This is a genomic window from Pantoea sp. B_9 (assembly GCF_008632015.1).
In the GTDB taxonomy this organism is placed as follows: Bacteria; Pseudomonadota; Gammaproteobacteria; order Enterobacterales; family Enterobacteriaceae; genus Pantoea; species Pantoea dispersa.
The window spans coordinates 591810-613417 of the sequence record NZ_VWVL01000002.1 but is presented as its reverse complement, the minus strand read 5'-3'; the positions used below and the strand labels follow the sequence as shown (position 1 = coordinate 613417).

At 60.5% G+C, this 21608-nt stretch carries 15 protein-coding genes; 14 read left to right on the top strand and 1 reads right to left on the bottom strand.

Going from position 1 to position 21608, the window contains the following annotated elements; all coding sequences use genetic code 11:
* Positions 1-34 precede the first annotated feature (34 nt).
* From F3I21_RS09695 to sseB, 3 genes are read left to right on the top strand one after another with little or no spacing between them, the layout of a single operon-like run.
* Positions 35-1204 (top strand): IscS subfamily cysteine desulfurase, encoded by a 1170-nt coding sequence (locus tag F3I21_RS09695; protein WP_136545942.1) that lies wholly within the window; start codon positions 35-37, stop codon positions 1202-1204.
* A 57-nt stretch (positions 1205-1261) separates the two neighbouring features.
* Positions 1262-2548 (top strand): aminopeptidase PepB, encoded by a 1287-nt coding sequence (pepB, locus tag F3I21_RS09690; protein WP_058758293.1) that lies wholly within the window; start codon positions 1262-1264, stop codon positions 2546-2548.
* 52 nt (positions 2549-2600) lie between these two features.
* Positions 2601-3368: an enhanced serine sensitivity protein SseB gene (gene sseB, locus F3I21_RS09685; protein ID WP_150058771.1), complete on the top strand. Its 768-nt coding sequence runs from the start codon at positions 2601-2603 to the stop codon at positions 3366-3368.
* A 147-nt stretch (positions 3369-3515) separates the two neighbouring features.
* Here the strand turns inward: sseB and sseA are convergent, their stop codons facing one another.
* Positions 3516-4355, bottom strand: a complete 840-nt coding sequence (gene sseA, locus F3I21_RS09680; protein WP_021506552.1) for a 3-mercaptopyruvate sulfurtransferase — start codon at positions 4353-4355, stop codon at positions 3516-3518.
* Between the two features lie 146 nt (positions 4356-4501).
* Between sseA and F3I21_RS09675 the strand changes: the two genes are divergently transcribed.
* The 11 genes from F3I21_RS09675 (at position 4502) to der (ending at position 21540) form a co-directional block, all read left to right on the top strand.
* Complete coding sequence (locus F3I21_RS09675) at positions 4502-9382, top strand: alpha-2-macroglobulin (RefSeq protein ID WP_150058770.1); 4881 nt, start codon at positions 4502-4504, stop codon at positions 9380-9382.
* A 6-nt stretch (positions 9383-9388) separates the two neighbouring features.
* A complete protein-coding gene (pbpC, locus tag F3I21_RS09670) occupies positions 9389-11695 on the top strand; it encodes a peptidoglycan glycosyltransferase PbpC (RefSeq protein ID WP_150058769.1) in 2307 nt (768 codons plus the stop codon).
* Between the two features lie 169 nt (positions 11696-11864).
* On the top strand, positions 11865-12296 hold the full coding sequence (ndk, locus tag F3I21_RS09665) for a nucleoside-diphosphate kinase (protein WP_021506555.1): 432 nt from the start codon (positions 11865-11867) through the stop codon (positions 12294-12296).
* Positions 12297-12483: 187 nt separating this feature from the next.
* Positions 12484-13653: a bifunctional tRNA (adenosine(37)-C2)-methyltransferase TrmG/ribosomal RNA large subunit methyltransferase RlmN gene (locus F3I21_RS09660; RefSeq protein WP_021506556.1), complete on the top strand. Its 1170-nt coding sequence runs from the start codon at positions 12484-12486 to the stop codon at positions 13651-13653.
* Between the two features lie 75 nt (positions 13654-13728).
* On the top strand, positions 13729-14463 hold the full coding sequence (gene pilW / locus F3I21_RS09655) for a type IV pilus biogenesis/stability protein PilW (protein WP_058770850.1): 735 nt from the start codon (positions 13729-13731) through the stop codon (positions 14461-14463).
* Positions 14453-15475 carry a cytoskeleton protein RodZ gene (gene rodZ, locus F3I21_RS09650; RefSeq protein WP_150058768.1) on the top strand — a complete coding sequence of 341 codons (1023 nt, stop codon included), beginning with the start codon at positions 14453-14455 and terminating at the stop codon, positions 15473-15475. The genes pilW and rodZ overlap by 11 nt, the downstream gene beginning before the upstream one ends.
* A 38-nt stretch (positions 15476-15513) precedes the next feature.
* Positions 15514-16635 carry a flavodoxin-dependent (E)-4-hydroxy-3-methylbut-2-enyl-diphosphate synthase gene (gene ispG, locus F3I21_RS09645; protein WP_150058767.1) on the top strand — a complete coding sequence of 374 codons (1122 nt, stop codon included), beginning with the start codon at positions 15514-15516 and terminating at the stop codon, positions 16633-16635.
* Between the two features lie 105 nt (positions 16636-16740).
* Entirely contained in the window at positions 16741-18015 is a 1275-nt protein-coding gene (gene hisS / locus F3I21_RS09640) for a histidine--tRNA ligase (RefSeq protein ID WP_031279395.1), read from the top strand.
* A gap of 39 nt (positions 18016-18054) precedes the next feature.
* Positions 18055-18672, top strand: a complete 618-nt coding sequence (locus F3I21_RS09635; protein ID WP_150058766.1) for a YfgM family protein — start codon at positions 18055-18057, stop codon at positions 18670-18672.
* 19 nt (positions 18673-18691) lie between these two features.
* On the top strand, positions 18692-19873 hold the full coding sequence (bamB, locus tag F3I21_RS09630) for an outer membrane protein assembly factor BamB (RefSeq protein WP_058758300.1): 1182 nt from the start codon (positions 18692-18694) through the stop codon (positions 19871-19873).
* 176 nt (positions 19874-20049) lie between these two features.
* Complete coding sequence (der, locus tag F3I21_RS09625; protein WP_021506563.1) at positions 20050-21540, top strand: ribosome biogenesis GTPase Der; 1491 nt, start codon at positions 20050-20052, stop codon at positions 21538-21540.
* The last annotated feature ends 68 nt before the right edge of the window (positions 21541-21608 follow it).

The window sequence follows — 21608 nt, the reverse complement described above, 5'->3', positions numbered from 1 at the left end:
AGACGTATGATTTTTTATACGGAGTTTTAGCGCAATGAAATTACCGATCTACCTGGATTACGCAGCGACAACGCCTGCGGATCCGCGTGTCGCCAGCAAAATGATGCAGTTCCTCACTTTGGATGGCACTTTCGGTAACCCCGCTTCCCGTTCCCACCGTTTTGGCTGGCAGGCTGAAGAGGCCGTTGACGTGGCGCGCAACCAGGTTGCCGAACTGATCAACGCCGATCCACGCGAAATCGTGTTTACCTCCGGTGCCACCGAAGCCGATAACCTGGCGCTCAAAGGCGCGGCGCAGCAGCATCAGGCGCGCGGTAAACACATCATCACCAGTCAGACCGAACACAAAGCGGTGCTCGACAGCTGTGCCCAGCTGGCGCGCGAAGGCTTTGACGTCACCTTTCTGCAGCCCGGCGCGGACGGCATCGTCACGCCTGCGATGCTGGAAGCGGCACTGCGCGACGACACCGTGCTGGTGTCGCTGATGCACGTCAATAATGAAACCGGCGTGATTCAGGACATCGCCGCGCTGGGCGCCCTGTGTCACGCGCGCGACATCCTGTTCCACGTGGACGCCACGCAAAGCGTGGGCAAACTGCCGCTCGACGTCAGCGCGCTGCCGGTGGATTTGATGTCGTTCTCAGCGCACAAACTGTACGGGCCGAAAGGCATCGGCGCGCTGTGGGTGCGGCGTAAACCAAAACTGCAGATCGACGCGCAGATGCACGGCGGTGGTCACGAGCGCGGCATGCGTTCGGGGACCTTGCCGGTGCATCAGATTGTCGGCATGGGCGAAGCCTATCGCATCGCGCGCGAAGAGATGGCGGACGAGAGCGCGCGCCTGGCTACGCTGCGCCATCGTCTGTGGCAGGGCATCAGCACGCTAAGCGACGTACAGCTCAACGGTTCACTCGAACAGGGCGCGCCGAATATCCTCAATATCAGTTTTGCCCACGTCGATGGCGAATCGCTGATCATGGCGCTGAAAGATCTGGCGCTGTCGTCGGGATCCGCCTGTACTTCTGCCAGCCTTGAACCTTCCTACGTTCTGCGCGCCATGGGCGTGGATCAGCAGCTGGCTTACAGCTCGCTGCGCTTTTCGCTGGGTCGTTTTACCACGCAGGAAGAGATCGATTATGCCATCGGGGTGGTACATAAGGCGGTAACGCGCTTACGGGCGCTGACGCCGGCCACTTCCCGCTAAATTTTCGCCCTGCGCCGGTCAGTGCGCAGGGATAACAAACGCAAACGGAGCCACGCGATGACAACACAACCCATGACGATTACGCTCAGCTCCCAGGCCGCCGACGCGCGCTGGGGCGAGAAAGCCTTGCTGAGCAGCAATGAAAGTGGCATGACCGTTCACCTGACCGGTGCCGATGCGCTGATGAGCATTCAACGTGCCGGACGCAAGCTGGACGGTCAGGGCATTCGCCACGTCGCGCTGAGCGGCGAAGGCTGGGATCTGGAGAAATGCTGGGCGTTCTGGCAGGGTTTCCGCAGCCCGAAAGGCCAGCGTCAGGTCGAATGGCCGACGCTGAGTGAGGCCGATCAGGCCGAATTCGATCGGCGCCTGAAGATCGTTGACTGGGTGCGCGACACCATCAACCTGCCTGCGGAAGATTTGAGTCCGGAGCAGCTGGCGCACAGTGCCATCGATCTGATCAGCGAAGTAGGCGGTGATGCGGTGAGCTATCGCATCATCAAAGGTGAGGATCTGCGTGAGCAGGGCTATGCCGGAATTCATACCGTAGGCCGCGGCTCGACGCGTCCGCCGGTGCTGCTGACGCTGGACTTCAACCCCGGCGGCGACGACAGCACGCCGGTGTACGCCTGCCTGGTGGGCAAAGGCATCACCTTTGATACCGGTGGTTATAGCCTGAAGCAGAGCGCGTTCATGGATTCGATGAAATCCGACATGGGCGGCGCGGCAACGGTAACCGGTGCGCTGGCGCTGGCGATCGCGCGCGGCCTGGATAAGCGCGTGAAGCTGTTCCTGTGCTGCGCCGATAACATGGTCAGCGGCAACGCGTTCCGCCTCGGCGACATCATCCGCTATCGCAACGGGAAATCCGTTGAAGTGATGAACACCGACGCCGAAGGGCGTCTGGTACTGGCCGATGGACTGATCGACGCCAGCGAACAGCGTCCGCAGCTGCTGATTGATGCGGCCACGCTGACCGGTGCCGCGAAAACCGCGCTGGGCAACGATTACCATGCGCTGTTTACCTTTGACGACGTGCTGGCGGAGTCGCTGCTGGGCAGCGCCACCAGCGAGAACGAAGCCTTCTGGCGTCTGCCGCTGGCCGAGTTCCACCGCAACCATCTGCCGTCCAACTTTGCCGATCTGAATAACATCGCCAGCGCAGCCCACGCGGCGGGTGCCAGCAGCGCGGCAGCGTTTCTCTCGTGGTTCGTCAGCAACTATCAGCAGGGCTGGCTGCACATTGACTGCTCCGCGACCTATCGCAAAAGCGCGGTGGATCAGTGGTCCGCCGGTGCGACAGGCCTTGGCGTGCGTACCATTGCCAATCTGTTACTGAAATAATCCCGACAACGGCAGGCTGCAACCTGCCGTCTTTTTTGGAAGCCTATCCCTTATGAGTAACCGTCTTGAAGAGGTGCTGAAGCTGGCGGCCACCGAGCCTGCGCACCGTCCGGAATTTTTCCAGCTGTTGCTGGAGGCCGATGTCTGGGTGCCGGGCGAGAGTCCCGCGGAGCAGTTTGATGCCACCTCACCGGTAGAATTACAGCACTGGGAGAAAGAGGGCGGCGGCAGCGTGATCCCTTTCTTTACCTCAGAAGCAGCGATGAGCGAAGCCATCCAGGGTGAGCAGCCGTACCTGCGTTTACCGACGCGCACGCTGTTTGAAATGACGCTGGGCGAAACGCTGTTCCTCAATCCGAAACTGCCGGCCGGCAAAGAGTTTTCACCCGGCGAGATCGCGCATCTGCTGGGCGAAGAGGGCAGTGCGCTGAGCCAGCAAACGGTGCTGGAGGGCGGTCATGCATTGCTGCTGTCCGAAGTGGCCGAGCCGCCAGCGCAGATGATCGATTCGCTGACCCAGCTGTTTGCGAAATACAAACAGGTGCGTCGCGCCTACGTTGCCAGCATTCGTGAGCATGCCGATGAACAGGCGAATCTGCTGATTGGGATTGAAGCCGACAGCGATATTGATGCGATTATTCAGGCGGCCGGTAGCGTGGCGACCGATACGCTGCCCGATGACGCGCCAATTGATATCTGTGAAGTGGTCAGCAACGAGCAGGGTGTCAGCCATTTCTTCACCGCGCACATTACGCCGTTTTATGAGCGCCGCTGGGGCAGTTTCCTGCGCGATTTCAAAGGCAGCCAGCGGATTATCTAGTGCCGGTGCGCATCAGTGCGCCGGTAAATCGCACCGATTTCATCCAGGTGCGCATAAATGCGTCATCAAAATCGCACCGATTTCACCCAGGTGCGCATAAATGCGCACCCTACGTGTAGGGTCGCCGTTCACGGCGACCGGATACACTTATTTCTCAATCGGTAAATCGTCGCGGCTGCCCCATTCTCCCCACGAACCGTCGTACAGCGTCACGTCACGCACGCCCAGCGCGGTCAGCGCCAGAATCACCACCACCGCCGTCACACCGGAGCCGCAGCTGGCGACAATCGGCTGATCCAGCTTAATACCTGCCTTTGCAAACAGATCGCGCAGTTCGGCGGCCGGTTTCAGCTCACCGTTGGCCACCAGATCGTTCCACGGCATATTCAGGCTGTGCGGGATATGGCCGCGCAGCAGGCCGGGACGCGGCTCATCCACTTCGGCATTGAAACGGTTGGCCGCGCGCGCATCGACAATCTGCGCGCCGCCCTCGTGGCTGATCAGCAGGACATCGGTCAGGCGCTTTACCTGGCTGCTGTCATACTGCGCATCAAACTCGCCTTCAGGCAGATTTACCGGACCGGTAGCCAGGCTGAAGCCAGCGGCTTTCCAGCCCTGCAGGCCGCCCGCCAGAATCGACACCTGCTCACAGCCAAAGGCGCGCAGCATCCACCAGGCGCGCGGCGCGGAAAACAGATTGCCTTCGTCGTACACCACCAGATGCTTATCCTGGCTGATGCCCAGCTCGCGCATCGCCACGGCAAAGGTCTCTGCGCGCGGCATCATATGCGGATACGGGCTGGTGTGATCGGACAGCGCTTCGATGTTGAAAAAAGGCGCATCCGGCAGATGCCCGGCCAGATACTCCGCCGTGATATCGCGCACCGCTTCCTGACCTGGCGGCAGCATGCGGGCATCCAGCACCTGCAAACGCTCTTCGTGGTAATGTTCATTCAACCAATCAGCGGACACAAACATGGCTGTCATAGCAACCTCTTCTCCATCAGCGGCAAAGGCCCAGTGTCCGGGAATGTGAAGGCTATCTCAAGGGTAACATTGCTAAAGTTGGCGGCTTGATGTGAAATTGCGCAGCACAACACGTTTAACCTTTTGGGGCTGGTGAGGGAATTACCATGGCAAGATGTGTAAAACGACTGCTGTTCAGCGTGCTGCTCGGCGGCGCATTACTGGGCGGCGCGCAGCCGTCGCTGCAGGCGGCTGATACGCCTGCGCCGCAGGCCGCGACACGCGATCTCGCGGTGATCGACCTTTCCGAGCTGCAGCTGGACGGCGCGGCGGCGCTGGTACTGACCTTCAACCGCGCGCTCGACGGTCAGCAGGATTTCAACCACTGGATCAGCCTCACCGACGACAGCAGCGGCAAGGTCGACGGAGGCTGGGAGCTGGCGCAGAACGGCAAAGTGCTGCGCTTCCGCCATCCGCAGCCGGCGCGCAAGCTCACCGTCACCGTCAATGCTGGCCTGAAGGCCGCCGATGGCAGTGCCTTAGCCAGCCCATTCAGCCAGACACTCACCACGCGCGACATCCAGCCGATGGTCGGTTTCGCCAGTCGTGGCTCGCTGCTGCCGCTGCGCCTGGCGCAGGGACTGCCGGTGCTGGCGCTCAACGTTAACCAGATCGATGTTGATTTCTTCCGGGTGAAAAATGCCTCGCTGGCGGATTTTCTCGCCCAGTGGAATTACGGCAACAATTTGTCGTACTGGGAATCGCGCGATCTGCTGAAAAACGCCGATCTGGTTTACAGCGGCCGCTTCGATCTCAACCCGGCACGCAATACGCGGGAAAAAATGCAGCTGCCGCTCGGCGACGTCGCGGCGCTGAAACAGCCGGGTGTCTACCTGGCGGTGATGAAACAGGCCGGCACCTACAACTACACGCAACCGGCGACACTGTTCACCCTGAGCGACATTGGTCTGTCGCTGCACCGTTTTCCCACCCAACTGGAACTGTTTACACAAAGCCTCGCCAGTGGCGATCCGCTGGCGGATGTCAGCGTGCAGCTACTGGATGAAAAAGGCCAACAGCTGGCGAGCGGCAGCAGCGACAGCGAGGGTCATCTGCGTTTAGCGGCTAACGCCAAAGGCAAGCTGCTGCTGACGACCAGTAAAGGCCAGACTTCGCTCATCGACCTTAATCGCCCGGCGCTGGATCTGGCCGAATTCCCGATTGATGGCCCGCAAGGCTACGACAAACAGTTCTTCATTTTTGGCCCGCGCGATCTCTATCGCCCTGGCGAAACGGTCATCGTTAATGCGCTGCTGCGCGATGCCGATGGCAAACCACTGCCACCGCAGCCGGTGAAAGCTGAAGTGGTGCAGCCGAATGGTGAAGTGGCACAAACCTTCGTCTGGCAGCCAGAGAACGGCGTTTATCAACAACGTTTTGCCTTACCGGCCTCGGCGATGACCGGTAAATGGACGCTGCGTATTAACAGCGGTGACAACCAGCCGCGCACCTGGCCGTTCAATGTAGAGGATTTCCTGCCCGAACGGATGGCGCTGTCGCTTAAAAGCAACACTCAGCCCCTGTCGCCAGATGCCGATGTCACCTTTGATATCGAAGGTCGTTATTTGTATGGCGCGCCAGCGGCAGGCAACGAACTACAGGGCCAGCTGTTCCTGCGTCCGGCGCGTGAAGCGGTCGCTGCGTTGCCAGGTTATCAGTTTGGCGACATCACGGAGGAACTGAAACGAAGCCTTGATGATGTGGATGAAAAGCTGGACGACAGCGGCAGGCTGCAGCTTAAGGTCGAAAGCAGCTGGGCGGAGAGCCACTCTCCGCTCAACCTGATTTTGCAGGCCAGCCTGCTGGAGACCGGCGGTCGTCCGGTAACGCGGCGTGCCACGCAAGCGATCTGGCCTGCGGCCGCGCTGCCGGGCATTCGTCCGTTGTTTAACAGCGAATCGGTGTACGACTATCGCACCGATCGTTATAACGATGAGCCAACCGTGCCGGAAAACAGCCTCGCCGAATTTGACGTGGTATACGCCAATGCGCAGGGCGAAAAGCTGGCGGCGCAGGATCTTGATGTGCGATTGATCCACGAACGTCGCGACTACTTCTGGAGCTTCTCCGACAGCGAAGGCTGGCAGTCACGTTACGATGAAAAAGATCTGCAGGAAGAGCAGCAGCGCATCAGCATTGCGGCGGGCGGCAGCCAGAAAGTCAGCTTCCCGGTAGAGTGGGGCACCTATCGTCTTGAAGTGCATGCCGGTGACAACATCGTCAGCAGCGTGCGTTTCCAGGCTGGTTACTGGTGGCAGGACAACACTAACGGCACCGGCGCGCTGCGTCCGGATCAGGTCAAACTGAAGATCGACAAAGCCGCCTATCAACCCGGCGACACCGCGCGTGTCACGGTGGAATCCCCGGCGGCCGGCAAAGGCTATCTGCTGGTGGAGTCGAGCAGCGGCACCTTGTGGTGGCAACCGCTGGATGTGCCGGCGGGCGGCGCAACCATTGATGTGCCAGTCAGTGCGGAGTGGAAACGCCACGATCTGTATCTCAGCGCGATTGTGGTGCGCGACGGCGACAAAGCGAACGGCACCACGCCAAAACGCGCGGTCGGCTTGTTGCATCTGCCAATGGCAACCGCCGCGCGCCGCCTGACGCTGGCGCTTGAGGCACCGGACAGGATTCGGCCGGAACAAACCGTGCAAGTCAAGGTTAAAGCCCGCCGTGAGGGCGGTACGCTGCCGCAGCAGGTGCAGGTGTTGCTGTCGGCGGTGGACAGCGGCGTGCTGAGCATTACCGACTATGCCACCCCCGATCCGTGGAACGGCTTCTTTGGCCGCAAGCGCTACAACGCCGATCAGTATGACGTGTTCGGACAGTTGATTGAGGGCGGTGGCAAACTGGCGGCGCTGCGTTTTGGCGGTGACGGGGATGATGCCGATGCGCTGTCGCGCGGCGGTAAAAAGCCGGTCACCGAGGCGCAGATTGTGGCGCAGCAGCTGCAACCGGTGACGCTGGATGCCAGCGGCGAGGGCACGCTGGAATTGCCGGTACCGGCCTTCAACGGCGAGCTGCGGCTGATGGCGCAGGTGTGGAGCGAAGACAGTTTCGGCGCGGCGGATCGTAAAATGGTGGTCGCCGCACCGCTGGTAAGCGAACTGGCGACGCCGCGCTTTCTTGCCAGCGGCGATCAATCAACACTGGCGCTGGATTTGACCAACCTTACCGATCAACCTCAAACGTTGAACGTCGCGGTTAACGCCAGCGGCTTGATTGCACTCAACGGCCAAATCCCGGCCAGGGTGCAGCTGGCGAAGGGGGCGCGAACCACGCTGGCGATTCCGGTTAAAGCGCAGGACGGTTTTGGTGAAGGCGACGTGCAGGTGACCGTTTCGGGGCTGAGCCTGCCGAACGAGACGCTGGCACCGAGCGTGCGCCGCTGGAAGATTGGTGTTCGTCCGGCTTATCCGGCGCAAACCCTGAGTTTCGATAACGTAATGAACAGCGGGCAGCGCTGGCAGGTGATGGCAAGCGCTTTTAACGGCCTGCAGACTGGCACGCTGAGCGGCCAGCTGTCGCTGAGTTCTCAGCCGCCGCTGAATATCGCCAGCTACATCAGCCAGCTTTACGCTTATCCCTATGGCTGTCTGGAGCAGACCGCCAGCGGCATCTGGCCTTCACTCTTCATCAATCACGCCCAGCTCAGCGCGATGGGCATCAAAACCAGCACTGATGAGGCGCGCCGCGCGGCAATTGACACCGGCATTGCGCGCCTGGCCGGCATGCAGCGCGGTAACGGCAGCTTTGGCCTGTGGAGCAAAGAGAGCAGCGAGGAGTTCTGGCTCACCGCTTACGTCACTGACTTCCTGCTGCGCGCCAGCGAAGCGGGCTACAGCGTGCCGGAGGGCGTGATTAATCGCGCCGACCAGCGCCTGCTGCGTTATTTGCAGGATCCGGCACAAATCGAAACCAGCTGGAGCAGCGATGCCGATGCGCTGCGTTTTAGCGTGCAGGCCTACGCGGGGCTGGTGCTGGCGCGTCAGCAGCAGGCGCCGCTCGGCGCGCTGCGGGCGCTGTATGACCAACGCGCCCAGGCGAAGTCCGGACTGGCGCTGGTGCAGCTTGGTGTGGCGTTGCAGCAGATGGGAGATACGCAGCGCGCGCAGCTGGCGCTGATGCAGGGCATCGCGCTGCAACGCCAGCCTGACATGTGGCTGGGCGATTACGGCAGCCCGCTGCGTGACCGCGCGCTGACGCTGGCGCTGCTGACGGAAAATCAGCTGCTGCCGGAGCAGCAGGGGCCGTTGCTGATTGGACTGGCGCAAACGCTGCACGGGCAGCGCTGGTTCTCTACGCAGGAGAACAATGCGCTGTTCCTCGCCGCGCGGACGCTGCAGCAGCATCCGGGTGAGACCTGGCAGGCCACGCTGCAGGACCAGCCGCTGCGCAGCGATCGACCGCTGAGTCTCGGGCTGAGCGCGCAGCAGTTGCAGCAGGGCCTGACGGTGACCAGCGACACGCCGTCGCCGCTGTATGGTACGCTCAATGTGGTCGGCTATCCGCGCACCGCGCCGTCACCGGTCAGCAACGTGCTCAGCATCAGTCGCGAATACTTCACGCTGGACGGCAAACCGGCCGATCTCAACAACCTCAGTAGCGGTGAGCTGCTGGTGGTGCGGCTGAAGGTGGGGGCCAGCCAGCGCGTTAGCGATGCGCTGGTGGTGGATCTGCTGCCGGCCGGACTGGAGCTGGAAAATCAAAACCTGAGCGACAGCAGCGCCAGCCTGGGCGACAGTGCCGATGCGCTGAAAGAGAGCATGATGGACATGCAGCAGGCCAACATCAAACATCTTGAGTTCCGCGACGACCGCTTTGTCGCCGCGCTGGCGCTGGATGGCTACACGCCCGGCACGCTGCTGTATCTGGCGCGCGCGGTGACGCCGGGCAGTTATCGTCTGCCGCCACCGCAGGTGGAGTCGATGTATGTGCCCGCGTGGCGCGCCATCGGCACCACGCCGGAAAAACTTCATGTGCGTTAAGCGCCCGTGACGCAGCGCCACCGACGCCTGTGCGGGCTGGCGCTGCTGGTGGGCGCAGTATGGCTGCTGGACCGGCTCGATCCGCTGCCGCTGCGCCAGTTACAGCCGGCGCGGGTGGTGGTAGCGGAAGATGGCACGCCGCTGTGGCGCTTTGCCGATCGACAGGGCGTGTGGCGCTATCCGGTGACGCTGGACGAGGTGTCTCCGGCCTATATTGAGGCGCTGCTGACCTACGAAGACCGCTGGTTCTGGCACCATCCCGGCATTAACCCGCTGGCGATAGTACGCGCCGTCGGGCAAAACCTGCTGCAGCACGGCATTGTCTCTGGCGGCAGCACGCTGACCATGCAGGTGGCGCGGCTGATTGATCCGCAGCCGCGTACCCTGCGTGGCAAAGTGGTGCAGGCGTGGCGCGCGTTGCAGCTGGAGTGGCATCTGTCGAAGCGCGAGATCCTCACGCTGTATCTCAACCGCGCCCCGTTTGGTGGCACGGTTGAGGGCGTCGGCGCTGCCAGCTGGATGTGGCTGGGCAAACCGGCGTCGCAGCTTACCCGCGGCGAGGCGGCGCTGCTGGCGGTGCTGCCGCAGGCACCCAGCCGTTTGCGCCCGGACCGCTGGCCGCAGCGCGCTGAAGCTGCCCGCAATAAAGTGCTGGATCGCCTGGCGCAGTATCAGGTGTGGCCGGCGCAGACCGTCGCCGAAATCAAACAGGAGCCGGTATGGCTGCCGCCGCGTCAGCTGCCGCAGCTGGCACCGCTGCTGGCGCGCCGGCTGCTGTCGCTGTCGCCCGACAGCAAAATTACCTCCACGCTGGATGTGTCGCTGCAGCGCGAACTGGAGAACCTCGCTGCGTCGCTGCAAACCCGGCTGCCGCCGCGCACCTCGCTGGCACTGCTGGTTGTCGACCACAGCAGCATGAAGGTGCGCGGCTACGTCGGCTCGGTGTCTTTCAATGACGACAGCCGCTTTGGCCATGTGGATATGATTGCCAGCGTGCGTTCGCCGGGATCGCTGCTCAAGCCGTTTGTCTACGGCATAGCGCTGGATGATGGTCTGATTCATGGCGAATCGCTGCTGCAGGATGTGCCACGCCGCTTTGGCGACTATCGTCCCGGCAATTTCGACAGCGGCTTTCATGGCCCGGTCAGCGCCAGCGAAGCGCTGCAGCGTTCGCTCAATCTGCCGGCGGTGCAGCTGCTGGAGGCGCTTGGACCGAAAAACGTCGCCGCGCGGCTGCGCAACGTCGGCCTGAATCTGCGCTTTCCGGCGGGCGGTGAACCGAATCTGTCGCTGGTTCTGGGCGGCACCGGCGCGCGGCTGGACGACATTGTCGCCGCCTACAGCGCCTTTGCCCGCCACGGTAATGCTGCGCAGCTGCGCTGGCTGCCGCAGCAGCCGCTGCTGCAGCGTCCGTTACTGTCGCCCGGCGCGGCGTGGATTGTACGCCGCATCCTCGCCGGTGAGGCGCAGCCTGCCGCCAGCGGGGCGGTCGCCGATATCGTGCCGCTGGCGTGGAAAACCGGCACCAGCTACGGCTATCGCGACGCCTGGAGCGTTGGTATCACGCCACGCTATCTGATTGGCGTCTGGGTGGGCAGGCCGGATGCCACACCGGTTGCCGGCCAGTTCGGTTACGCGTCGGCGGTGCCGGTGATGCAGCAGGTTAATCACCTGCTGGCGGGACACCTGCCGGCGCGCGGCGTGCCCGGCGATCCGCGCCCGGCGACGGTCAGCGCCGTCAGTATCTGCTGGCCCGGCGGCCAGCCGTTGCCCGCCGGCGACGAGAACTGCCGGCAGCGGCGTTACAGCTGGGTGCTGAATCAGACCGTGCCGCCAACGCTGCTGGCGCCGGGGCAGGAGGGCGTCAATGGCTTACGCCAGCGCTTCTGGCAAAACAGCAAAGGGCTGCGCGTGGCGGCGGATTGTCCGGATGCGCAAAGCCGGGAACGCGTGATGTGGCCGCTGCCGCTCGAGCCATGGCTGCCACCGGGCGAACGGCGGGCGCAGCGCCTGCCGCCAGTGGATGCGACCTGTCCGCCGCTGAATCAGGGGGACAGCGCGCCGCTGCTGGTGACCGGCGTGATCAATGGCCAGCGCGTGCAGCCGCTGCCCGGTAAGGTCGTATTGCTGCTGCCGGTGGCGGTGCAGGGCGGGCAGGGTACGCAGCGCTGGTGGTTTTTAAACGGGCAGCCGGTGGAACTGGCGGCGGGAAAAAACAGCGCCTCGCTGGTGCTGCGCGAGCCCGGTCGTTATCAGCTGGTGGTGATGGATGAGGCCGGGCAGCTGGCTTCGGTGTCCTTCACGCGTGGCTAAACGCAGCGCTATGGCATATTTTTTGCGTGTTTGCCCCGACAGAAATCAATTATTTTCAATAATTCCTCTCTTCACTCATAGGCAAGGCGCGCCGATCTCCCTATAATCGGCGCGTTTTCTTACCGGGAGCGGGTTCCCGGTTTCTTCAGGATGCTAATCAGAGGTAATCATGGCAATCGAACGCACTTTCTCCATCATCAAACCAAACGCCGTCGCTAAGAACGTGATTGGTGCTATCTACAACCGTTTCGAAAGCGCTGGCTTCAAAATCGTTGGTGCGAAAATGCTGCACCTGACCAAAGAGCAGGCTGAAGGCTTCTACGCGGAGCACAAAGGCCGTCCGTTCTTTGATGGTCTGGTTGAGTTCATGACTTCTGGCCCGGTTGTGGTATCTGTTCTGGAAGGCGAAAACGCTATCCAGCGTCACCGCGATCTGATGGGTGCAACTAACCCGGACAACGCGCTGGCCGGTACGCTGCGTGCTGACTACGCAGACAGCTTCACCGAAAACGCCACCCACGGTTCTGACTCTGCAGAATCTGCGGCACGCGAAATCGCTTACTTCTTCGCAGAAAACGAAGTCTGCCCACGTACCCGCTAAGTGCGCGGTAGCGGATGCGGACAGGCGTCTTTACACCTTGTAACCGGTGGCTAAGACGTTCCCCTGGCATCACGCAGCAGATGTAGTACAATTATGCGCCCTTGTTGAGCCTGGCTCAGCGAGGGCGCTGTTTTTTTCCTATTCTTAACCAGAGCCGTAACGTGTAACAACGAGGCCAGAGAACATTATGTCCGAACAGATTGTGACGCCGTCGTCCGCTTCCCCCGTGGTTGTTTCCCCGAAAAACGAAAAAATTAACCTGCTGGATCTTAACCGTCAGCAGATGCGCGAATTCTTTGTTGAGATGGGCGAAAAACCGTTCCGTGCCGATCAGGTCATGAAGTGGATGTACCACTACTGCTGCGATGATTTCGAGCAGATGACAGACATCAATAAAGTGCTGCGTGGCAAGCTGATGCAGCGCGCTGAAATTCGTGCGCCGGAAGTGGCGGAAGAGATGCGCTCCAGCGATGGCACCATTAAGTGGGCGATTCGCGTCGGCGATCAGCTGGTGGAAACCGTGTATATCCCGGAAGCCGACCGCGCCACGCTGTGCGTCTCCTCGCAGGTAGGTTGTGCGCTGGAGTGTAAATTCTGTTCGACCGCGCAGCAGGGCTTTAACCGTAACCTGCGCGTGTCTGAAATCATCGGTCAGGTATGGCGCGCGGCGAAAATTATCGGTGCCGCTAAAGTGACCGGCCAGCGTCCGATCACCAACGTGGTCATGATGGGCATGGGCGAGCCGCTGCTCAACCTTACCAACGTGGTGCCGGCGATGGAGATCATGCTGGATGACTTCGGTTTCGGCCTCTCCAAACGTCGCGTGACGCTGTCGACCTCGGGCGTAGTGCCGGCGCTGGACAAGCTCGGCGATATGATCGACGTGGCGCTGGCGATTTCGCTGCACGCACCGAATGACACCATCCGCGATGACATCGTGCCAATCAACAAAAAGTACAACATCGAAGCCTTCCTGGCGGCGGTGAAGCGCTACATTGGCAAATCCAACGCCAATCAGGGCCGCGTGACGATTGAGTACGTGATGCTGGATCACGTCAACGACAGCACCGAACATGCGCATGAGCTGGCGGCGCTGCTGAAAGAGACGCCGTGCAAGATCAACCTGATTCCGTGGAACCCCTTCCCGGGCGCGCCGTATGGCCGCAGCTCGAACAGCCGTATCGACCGCTTCTCCAAAGTGCTGATGGAGTACGGTTTCACCACCATCGTGCGTAAAACGCGCGGCGATGACATTGATGCCGCCTGTGGTCAGCTGGCCGGCGATGTTATCGACCGCACCAAGCGTACGCTGCGTAAAAAAATGGCCGGTGAAGCCATCTCTGTGAAGGCGCTCTGAAAGATCGCGCCCGCTGCTACGCATCGGGCGTCAGGCGTGGCAGTCTCTGCGCTGAACTGACAGGGAGAGACTGAGATGCGTAAAGGATTACCCGCCGCGCTGCTGGCCGGCTTTGTTGTAACCGGGTGTGTCGAAGCACCGGCGCGGCACGGCGCGGCCGATATCCGGCTGCAGCTGGGATTGCACTATCTGGCGGTGAAGGATTATGCCGCGGCGCAGCGCAATTTGCTGCGCGCGCAGCAGGCCGCGCCGCGCGATTACCGGGTGCCGCTGGCGCTTGCGCGCGTCGCGCAGGCACAGCAGAATAACGCCCGGACGCGCCATTACTACCAGCGCGCGCAGCAGTTAGCGCCGCTGAATGGTTATGTGGCTAACAATTACGGTGCGTTTCTCTGCGGTTTGAGGCAGTATGACGAAGCGCATCAACAGTTTAAGCTGGCAACTGAAGCGCAGCACAGCGATGCCGCTCAGGATGCCCTGCTGTTTTCGGGCTATTGTTACCTGCAGGCGGGAGAGGATCGCGCCGCGCGCCAGCAGTTCGATCTCGCGCTGGATGCCGCACCGGAGCAGGGCAGTATGCTGCTGACGGAAGTGGAACGACGGCTTGAACAGCAGCAGTGGGCTTCAGTGCCGCTGCTTTTAGAAGTTTACCATCAGCATTTGCCGGCAACGGCAGAGAGTCTGGGGTTACAGATACGTTTCGCCGCGCAACAGGGAAACGCTGCTGACGTTACACGTTATGGCGACCGGTTGGCGCGAAGTTTTCCACAATCGATACAGTACCAGCGTTATTTAGCTAATGAATACTGAAGCCACTCAAGAGAATTCTGCAGTACATTCCACAGGTGAACGCCTGCGTCTGGCCCGTGAGCAGATGGGGCTGACCCAGCAAAACGTCGCTGAGCGCCTGTGCCTGAAACTTTCTACCGTGCGTGATATTGAAGAGGATAAATCCCCGGCGGATTTGGCCTCGACCTTCCTGCGCGGCTACATTCGCTCTTATGCGCGTCTGGTGCATGTACCTGAAGATGACCTGCTGCCGATGATGGCGAAGCAGGCTCCGGTGCGTGCGGCGAAAATTGAGCCGATGCAGAGCTTCTCACTGGGTAAGCGTCGTAAAAAGCGTGACGGCTGGTTGATGATCTTCACCTGGCTGGTGATTTTCGTGGTGGTCGGCCTGACCGGCGCCTGGTGGTGGCAGAACCATAAAGCCTCGCAGGCGGATCTGGTGTCGATGGCTGACCAGAACGGCAGCAGCAGCGACAACAGCCAGTCGATTCCGCTGGGTGACAACAGCACGGACAGCACTACCGACAGCGACACTAACGCGGCCGGTACCCCGATTGACACCGGTGCCGGTGCGGTCAGCACGCCAGACAATGCTGGCAGTACCAGCAGTGCGCCAGCAGCGACCAGCAGCAACACGGCAACCAGCAGCGACAACGCGGTGGTGTCCCCGAGCCAGGCGCCGATTGATAACGCACCGCCAGCGGCCACCTCACCGGCACCGGCTAACAGCGTGCCGGCAGGCTCAATGCCAACCGGTACCGCTGCCGTCAGCCAGCCTGCGGGCGACCCTAACGCCGTGGTGATGAACTTCAAAGCTGACTGCTGGCTGGAAGTCACCGATGCGACCGGTAAGAAGCTGTTCAGCGGATTGCAACGTAGCGGCGGTAAACTCAGCCTGTCCGGCACCGCTCCGTATCGTCTGAAAATTGGCGCTCCGGGTGCGGTTGACGTGCAATATCAGAATCAGCCCGTTGATTTAAGTCGTTTTATCCGTAATAACCAGGTTGCCCGTCTGACGCTGGGTGCGCAATAACGCGCAGCGCGCTTTCCGGGTAATTGTGGAGAGAGAATATGCATAACGAAGCACCCATTATCCGTCGCAAATCTACACGTATTTACGTCGGCAAGGTGCCGGTTGGCGATGGCGCGCCTATCGCCGTTCAGTCAATGACCAACACCCGTACCACGGACGTCGAAGCCACGGTGAATCAGATCCGTCAGCTGGAGCGCGTCGGCGTGGATATCGTGCGTGTGTCCGTGCCCACCATGGATGCGGCGGAAGCCTTCAAACTTATTAAGCAGCAGGTCAACGTGCCGCTGGTAGCGGACATTCACTTTGACTACCGCATCGCTCTGAAAGTGGCCGAGTACGGCGTCGATTGCCTGCGCATTAACCCGGGCAACATCGGTAACAACGAGCGTATACGCCAGGTAGTGGATTGCGCCCGTGACCACAATATTCCGATCCGTATCGGCGTTAACGCCGGTTCGCTGGAAAAAGATCTGCAGGAAAAATACGGTGAGCCAACGCCGCAGGCGCTGCTTGAATCCGCGATGCGTCATGTTGATCACCTCGATCGCCTCAACTTTAACCAGTTTAAAGTGAGCGTCAAAGCCTCCGATGTGTTCCTGGCGGTGGAATCTTACCGTCTGCTGGCAAAAGCCATCGATCAGCCATTGCACCTTGGCATCACCGAAGCCGGTGGCGCGCGTGCGGGAGCGGTGAAGTCGGCAATCGGCCTTGGTCTGCTGCTGGCGGAAGGGATTGGCGATACGCTGCGCATTTCGCTGGCCGCCGATCCGGTTGAAGAGGTTAAAGTCGGCTACGACATCCTGAAATCACTGCGCATCCGCTCACGCGGCATCAACTTCATCGCCTGCCCGACCTGTTCGCGCCAGGAGTTTGACGTCATTGGCACGGTGAACGCGCTGGAAGAGCGGCTGGAAGACATCATCACGCCGATGGACGTCTCGATCATTGGCTGCGTGGTGAACGGCCCCGGCGAAGCCACGGTCTCGACGCTCGGCGTCACCGGCGGCAACAAGAAGAGCGGCTTCTACGAAGATGGCGTGCGCCAGCGCGATCGCCTCGACAACAATGACATGATCGATCAGCTGGAAGCGCGCATCCGTGCGAAAGCCACCATGCTGGACGAGAGCCGCCGCATCAACGTGCAGCAGCTGGAAAAATAAAGGACGGTGTGCGCCCGGCGCACGCCAGTTGTGATTGAACCTGTGCGGTTTCATCCTCATAAGGTATGATGCCGGACAGGTTTTTTTGTATTAAGAGATTCTAACGTGGCGAAGAATATTCAAGCGATTCGCGGGATGAACGATTACCTGCCGGCAGATACCGCCATCTGGCAGCGTATTGAGGGCACCCTGAAGCAGGTGCTGGCCAGCTACGGCTACAGTGAAATCCGTCTGCCAATCGTCGAGCAAACCCCACTGTTCAGCCGCGCGATCGGTGAAGTCACCGACGTGGTTGAAAAAGAGATGTACACCTTTGAAGACCGCAACGGCGAGAGCCTGACGCTGCGTCCGGAAGGCACCGCAGGCTGCGTGCGCGCCGGTATAGAACATGGTCTGCTGTACAATCAGGAGCAGCGCCTGTGGTACATCGGTCCGATGTTCCGCTACGAGCGTCCGCAGAAGGGGCGCTATCGCCAGTTCCACCAGATGGGTGTCGAAGTGTTTGGCCTGCAGGGGCCGGACGTGGACGCCGAGCTGATCATGCTGACCCATCGCTGGTGGAAAGCGCTGGGTATTGCTGACCACGTTGAGCTGGAGCTGAACTCCATCGGTTCACTGGACGCGCGCGCCAACTACCGCAGCGCGCTGGTGGCCTTCCTCGAACAGCATAAAGAGGTGCTGGACGAAGATTGCAAACGCCGCATGTATACCAATCCGCTGCGCGTGCTGGACAGCAAAAATCCGGATATTCAGACGCTGCTTAACGACGCGCCGACGCTGGGTGAATTCCTCGACGAGGAGTCACGTGAACACTTCAGCGGCCTGTGCGCGCTGCTCGACGATGCCGGCATCAAATACCGCATCAATCAGCGCCTGGTACGCGGCCTCGACTACTACAACCGCACCGTGTTCGAATGGGTGACCAGCAGCCTCGGCTCGCAGGGCACCGTGTGCGGCGGCGGTCGCTATGATGGTCTGGTGGAGCAACTGGGCGGCCGCGCGACGCCGGCGGTCGGTTTTGCCATGGGGCTCGAGCGTCTGGTGCTGCTGGTGCAGGCGGTGAATCCGGAATTTGAACCGACGCGCATTGTTGATGTCTATGTTATCGCTTCGGGGCAGGGCGTGCAGTCCGCCGCGATGCAACTGGCGGAAAAACTGCGTGATGCCGACCCGGCGCTGAAGCTGATGACCAACTTCGGCGGCGGTAACTTCAAAAAGCAGTTTGCCCGTGCAGACAAGTGGGGCGCACGCATTGCGCTGGTGCTGGGCGAAGACGAAGTGAAAGCGGGCCAGGTGGTGATTAAAGACCTGCGCACCGGCGATCAGCAGACGCTGGCGCAGAGCGACGCCGCCGCGACGCTGCACACGCTGCTGCAGTAAGCGCAGCACTGCAACAGGCATTTTAAGGAGAGGGATTGCGTGGAAGTTTACAGCAACGAAAACGAACAGGTTGATGCGCTGCGTCGCTTCTTTGCCAATAATGGCAAAGCGCTGGCGGTCGGGGTTATCGTCGGTATCGCTGCACTGGGTGGCTGGCGTTTCTGGAGCAGCCATCAGGAAGGAGCGGACAAAGCCGCGTCGGCGCAGTATCAGCAGCTGACCAGCGCCATGCAGGCAGACAAGCCGCAGACGCTGGAAGCGGTCGCCAGATTCGCCAGCGAGAACAACAACACCTACGGTGCGCTGGCCGCGCTGGATCTGGCTAAACAGTACGTTGCCGCCAATCAGTTAGACAAAGCCATCACGCTGTTACAGAGCGGGCTGAAAGACACCAAAGATGCCAATCTGCAGGCGGTGATCAACCTGCGTCTGGCACGCATTCAACTGCAGCAAAACCAGGCCGATGCCGCCCTTACTACCCTGAACAATGTGAAGGGTGATGGCTGGACAGCCATTGTGGCGGACATTCGTGGCGAAGCACTACTGAGCAAAGGCGATAAGCAGGGCGCCCGCGATGCCTGGAGCAAAGGTGCGGAATCGCAGGCTTCTCCTGCGCTGAAGCAGATGCTGCAGATGAAGATGAATAACTTAAGTTAAGCCAGTCAAGAGAGCGCACATGGAATTACGTAAATACCTGCTGCCAGGGCTGATGTCAGTCACTCTGCTCAGCGGTTGCTCGCTGTTCAGCGGCGAAGAAGATGTAGTGAAAATGGCCCCGCTGCCGAAGGTTGAAAACCAGTTCACGCCGGAAACCGCGTGGAGCACCTCGGTCGGTGACGGCGTGGGTGATTTCTACTCCAATCTGCATCCCGCCTGGCAGGACGGCACCGTGTATGCCGCCGATCGCTTCGGTATCGTGAAAGCGCTCGACGCCAGCAACGGCAAAGAGAAGTGGAAAGTGAACCTCTCTGAGAAAACCGGCTTCTTCTCGAAAAACATTTCGGCACTGCTGTCTGGCGGTATCACGGCCAATGGCGATCGTCTCTACATCGGTAGCGAGCGGGGGCAGGTATTTGCTCTGAACAGCAGCGACGGCAGCATTGCCTGGCAGACCAAAGTGGCTGGCGAAGCGCTGTCGCGTCCGGTGGTCAGCGATGGTCTGGTACTGATTCACACCAGCAACGGTATGCTGCAGGGGCTCGATCAGAGCAGCGGCGCGGTGAAATGGAGCGTGAATCTGGATATGCCAGCGCTGTCGCTGCGCGGTGAATCGGCGCCTGCGGTGGCGTTCGGCGGCGCGATTGTTGGCGGTGATAACGGTCGCGTCAGCGCGGTGATCATGAACCAGGGCCAGCTGATCTGGCAGCAGCGTATCTCCCAGCCAAGCGGTGCGACCGAGATCGATCGTCTTAACGATGTCGACACCACGCCGGTGATCGTCAATGGCGTGGTTTATGCGCTGGCCTACAACGGTAACCTGACGGCGCTGGATCTGCGTTCCGGTCAGATTCTGTGGAAGCGTGAAATCGGCGGCGTCAAAGATCTGATCGTCGATGCCGGTCGCATCTATCTGGTGGATCAGGATGACCGCGTGATTGCGCTCAACGCCGATGGCGGCGTGGCGATCTGGCGTCAGAGCGATCTGCTGCACCGTAACCTGACGTCGCCGGTGCTGTTCAACGGTTACCTGGTGGTCGCCGATAGCGAAGGCTATGTGCACTGGATCAACACCCTGGACGGCCGCTTCGTGGCGCAGCAGAAACTGGACAGCGATGGCTTCCAGACCGAGCCAGTCGTGGCCGGTGACAAGCTGCTGATCCAGGCGAAAGGCGGTGAGGTCTACGCCATCACCCGTTAAGGCGATGGCCCGACGGGCAGCGTTTCGCACGCATTGATACGGCTCCTGATTCGTCAGGGGCCGTTCTGTTTTTAGTCAGGCATGATATTCTTGGCGCCTGCGGCCTGAACCTGACGGCAAATGCCGTTATAATCACGCCATTCGGGCGATTTATTTTTAAAACTGAGGCAAGTGTTATGGTACCTGTGGTCGCGCTGGTTGGGCGTCCCAATGTGGGGAAATCCACGCTGTTTAACCGCTTAACGCGCACACGTGATGCGTTAGTGGCCGATTTCCCTGGACTGACTCGCGATCGCAAATATGGTCGCGCCGAAGTGGAAGGGCGCGAATTTATTGTTATCGATACCGGCGGTATTGATGGCACCGAGGAAGGCGTGGAAAACCGCATGGCGGAACAGTCGCTGCTGGCGATTGAAGAGGCCGATGTGGTGCTGTTTTTAGTTGATGCGCGTGCTGGCGTCATGCCGGCGGATCAGCAGATCGCCAATCATCTGCGTTCGCGCGATAAAGCGACGTTCCTCGTTGCCAACAAAACTGATGGTCTCGATCCGGATGCTGCGGTGCTGGACTTCTACGCGCTCGGCCTGGGTGAGATTCACCCGATTGCCGCGTCGCACGGTCGTGGCGTCACCAGCCTGCTGGAAACCGCGCTGCTGCCGTGGATGGATGATATCGCGCCGCGGGAAGTCAGCGAAGAGGACGAAAACGAAGCCTACTGGGCCGCGTTAGCCGCCGAAGAGAACGGTGAAGCGCTGGAGGAAGAAGAGGAAGAAGCCTTCGATCCGACCGGTCTGCCGATCAAACTGGCGATTGTCGGGCGTCCGAACGTAGGTAAGTCAACGCTCACCAACCGTATCCTCGGTGAAGACCGTGTAGTGGTGTACGACATGCCGGGCACCACGCGCGACAGCATCTACATTCCGATGGAGCGTGATGACCGCGAGTACATCCTGATTGATACCGCGGGCGTGCGTAAGCGCGGCAAAATCACTGATACGGTGGAAAAATTCTCCGTCATCAAAACGCTGCAGGCGATTGAAGATGCCAACGTGGTGATGCTGGTGATTGACGCGCGCGCGGGCATTTCCGATCAGGACCTGTCGCTGCTCGGCTTTATCCTGAATAGTGGGCGCTCACTGGTGATTGTGGTCAACAAGTGGGATGGCCTGTCGCAGGAAATTAAAGATGAAGTGAAAGAGACGCTGGACTTCCGTCTCGGCTTTATCGACTTCGCGCGCGTACACTTTATCTCGGCACTGCACGGCAGCGGCGTGGGCAACCTGTTCGAATCCGTGACCGAAGCGTACGACTGCTCGACCAAACGCGTAAATACCTCCATGCTGACGCGTATCATGAACATGGCTGCTGACGACCATCAGCCGCCGCTGGTGCGTGGCCGTCGCGTGAAACTCAAATACGCGCATGCCGGTGGTTATAACCCGCCGATTGTGGTGATTCACGGTAATCAGGTGAAGGATCTGCCGGATTCTTACAAGCGTTACCTGATGAACTACTTCCGCCGCTCGCTGAACGTGATGGGAACGCCGATTCGCATCCAGTTTAAAGAGGGCGATAACCCGTATGCGGGCAAACGTAACCTGCTGACGCCAACCCAGCAGCGTAAGCGTAAGCGTCTGATATCGCATCTGAAGAAAAACAAACGCTAAACATGATGAGGGCCCGGATGGGCCCTCTTTTTTTGGCGTAACATCCGGTTTATCACGATCCTCAGCCA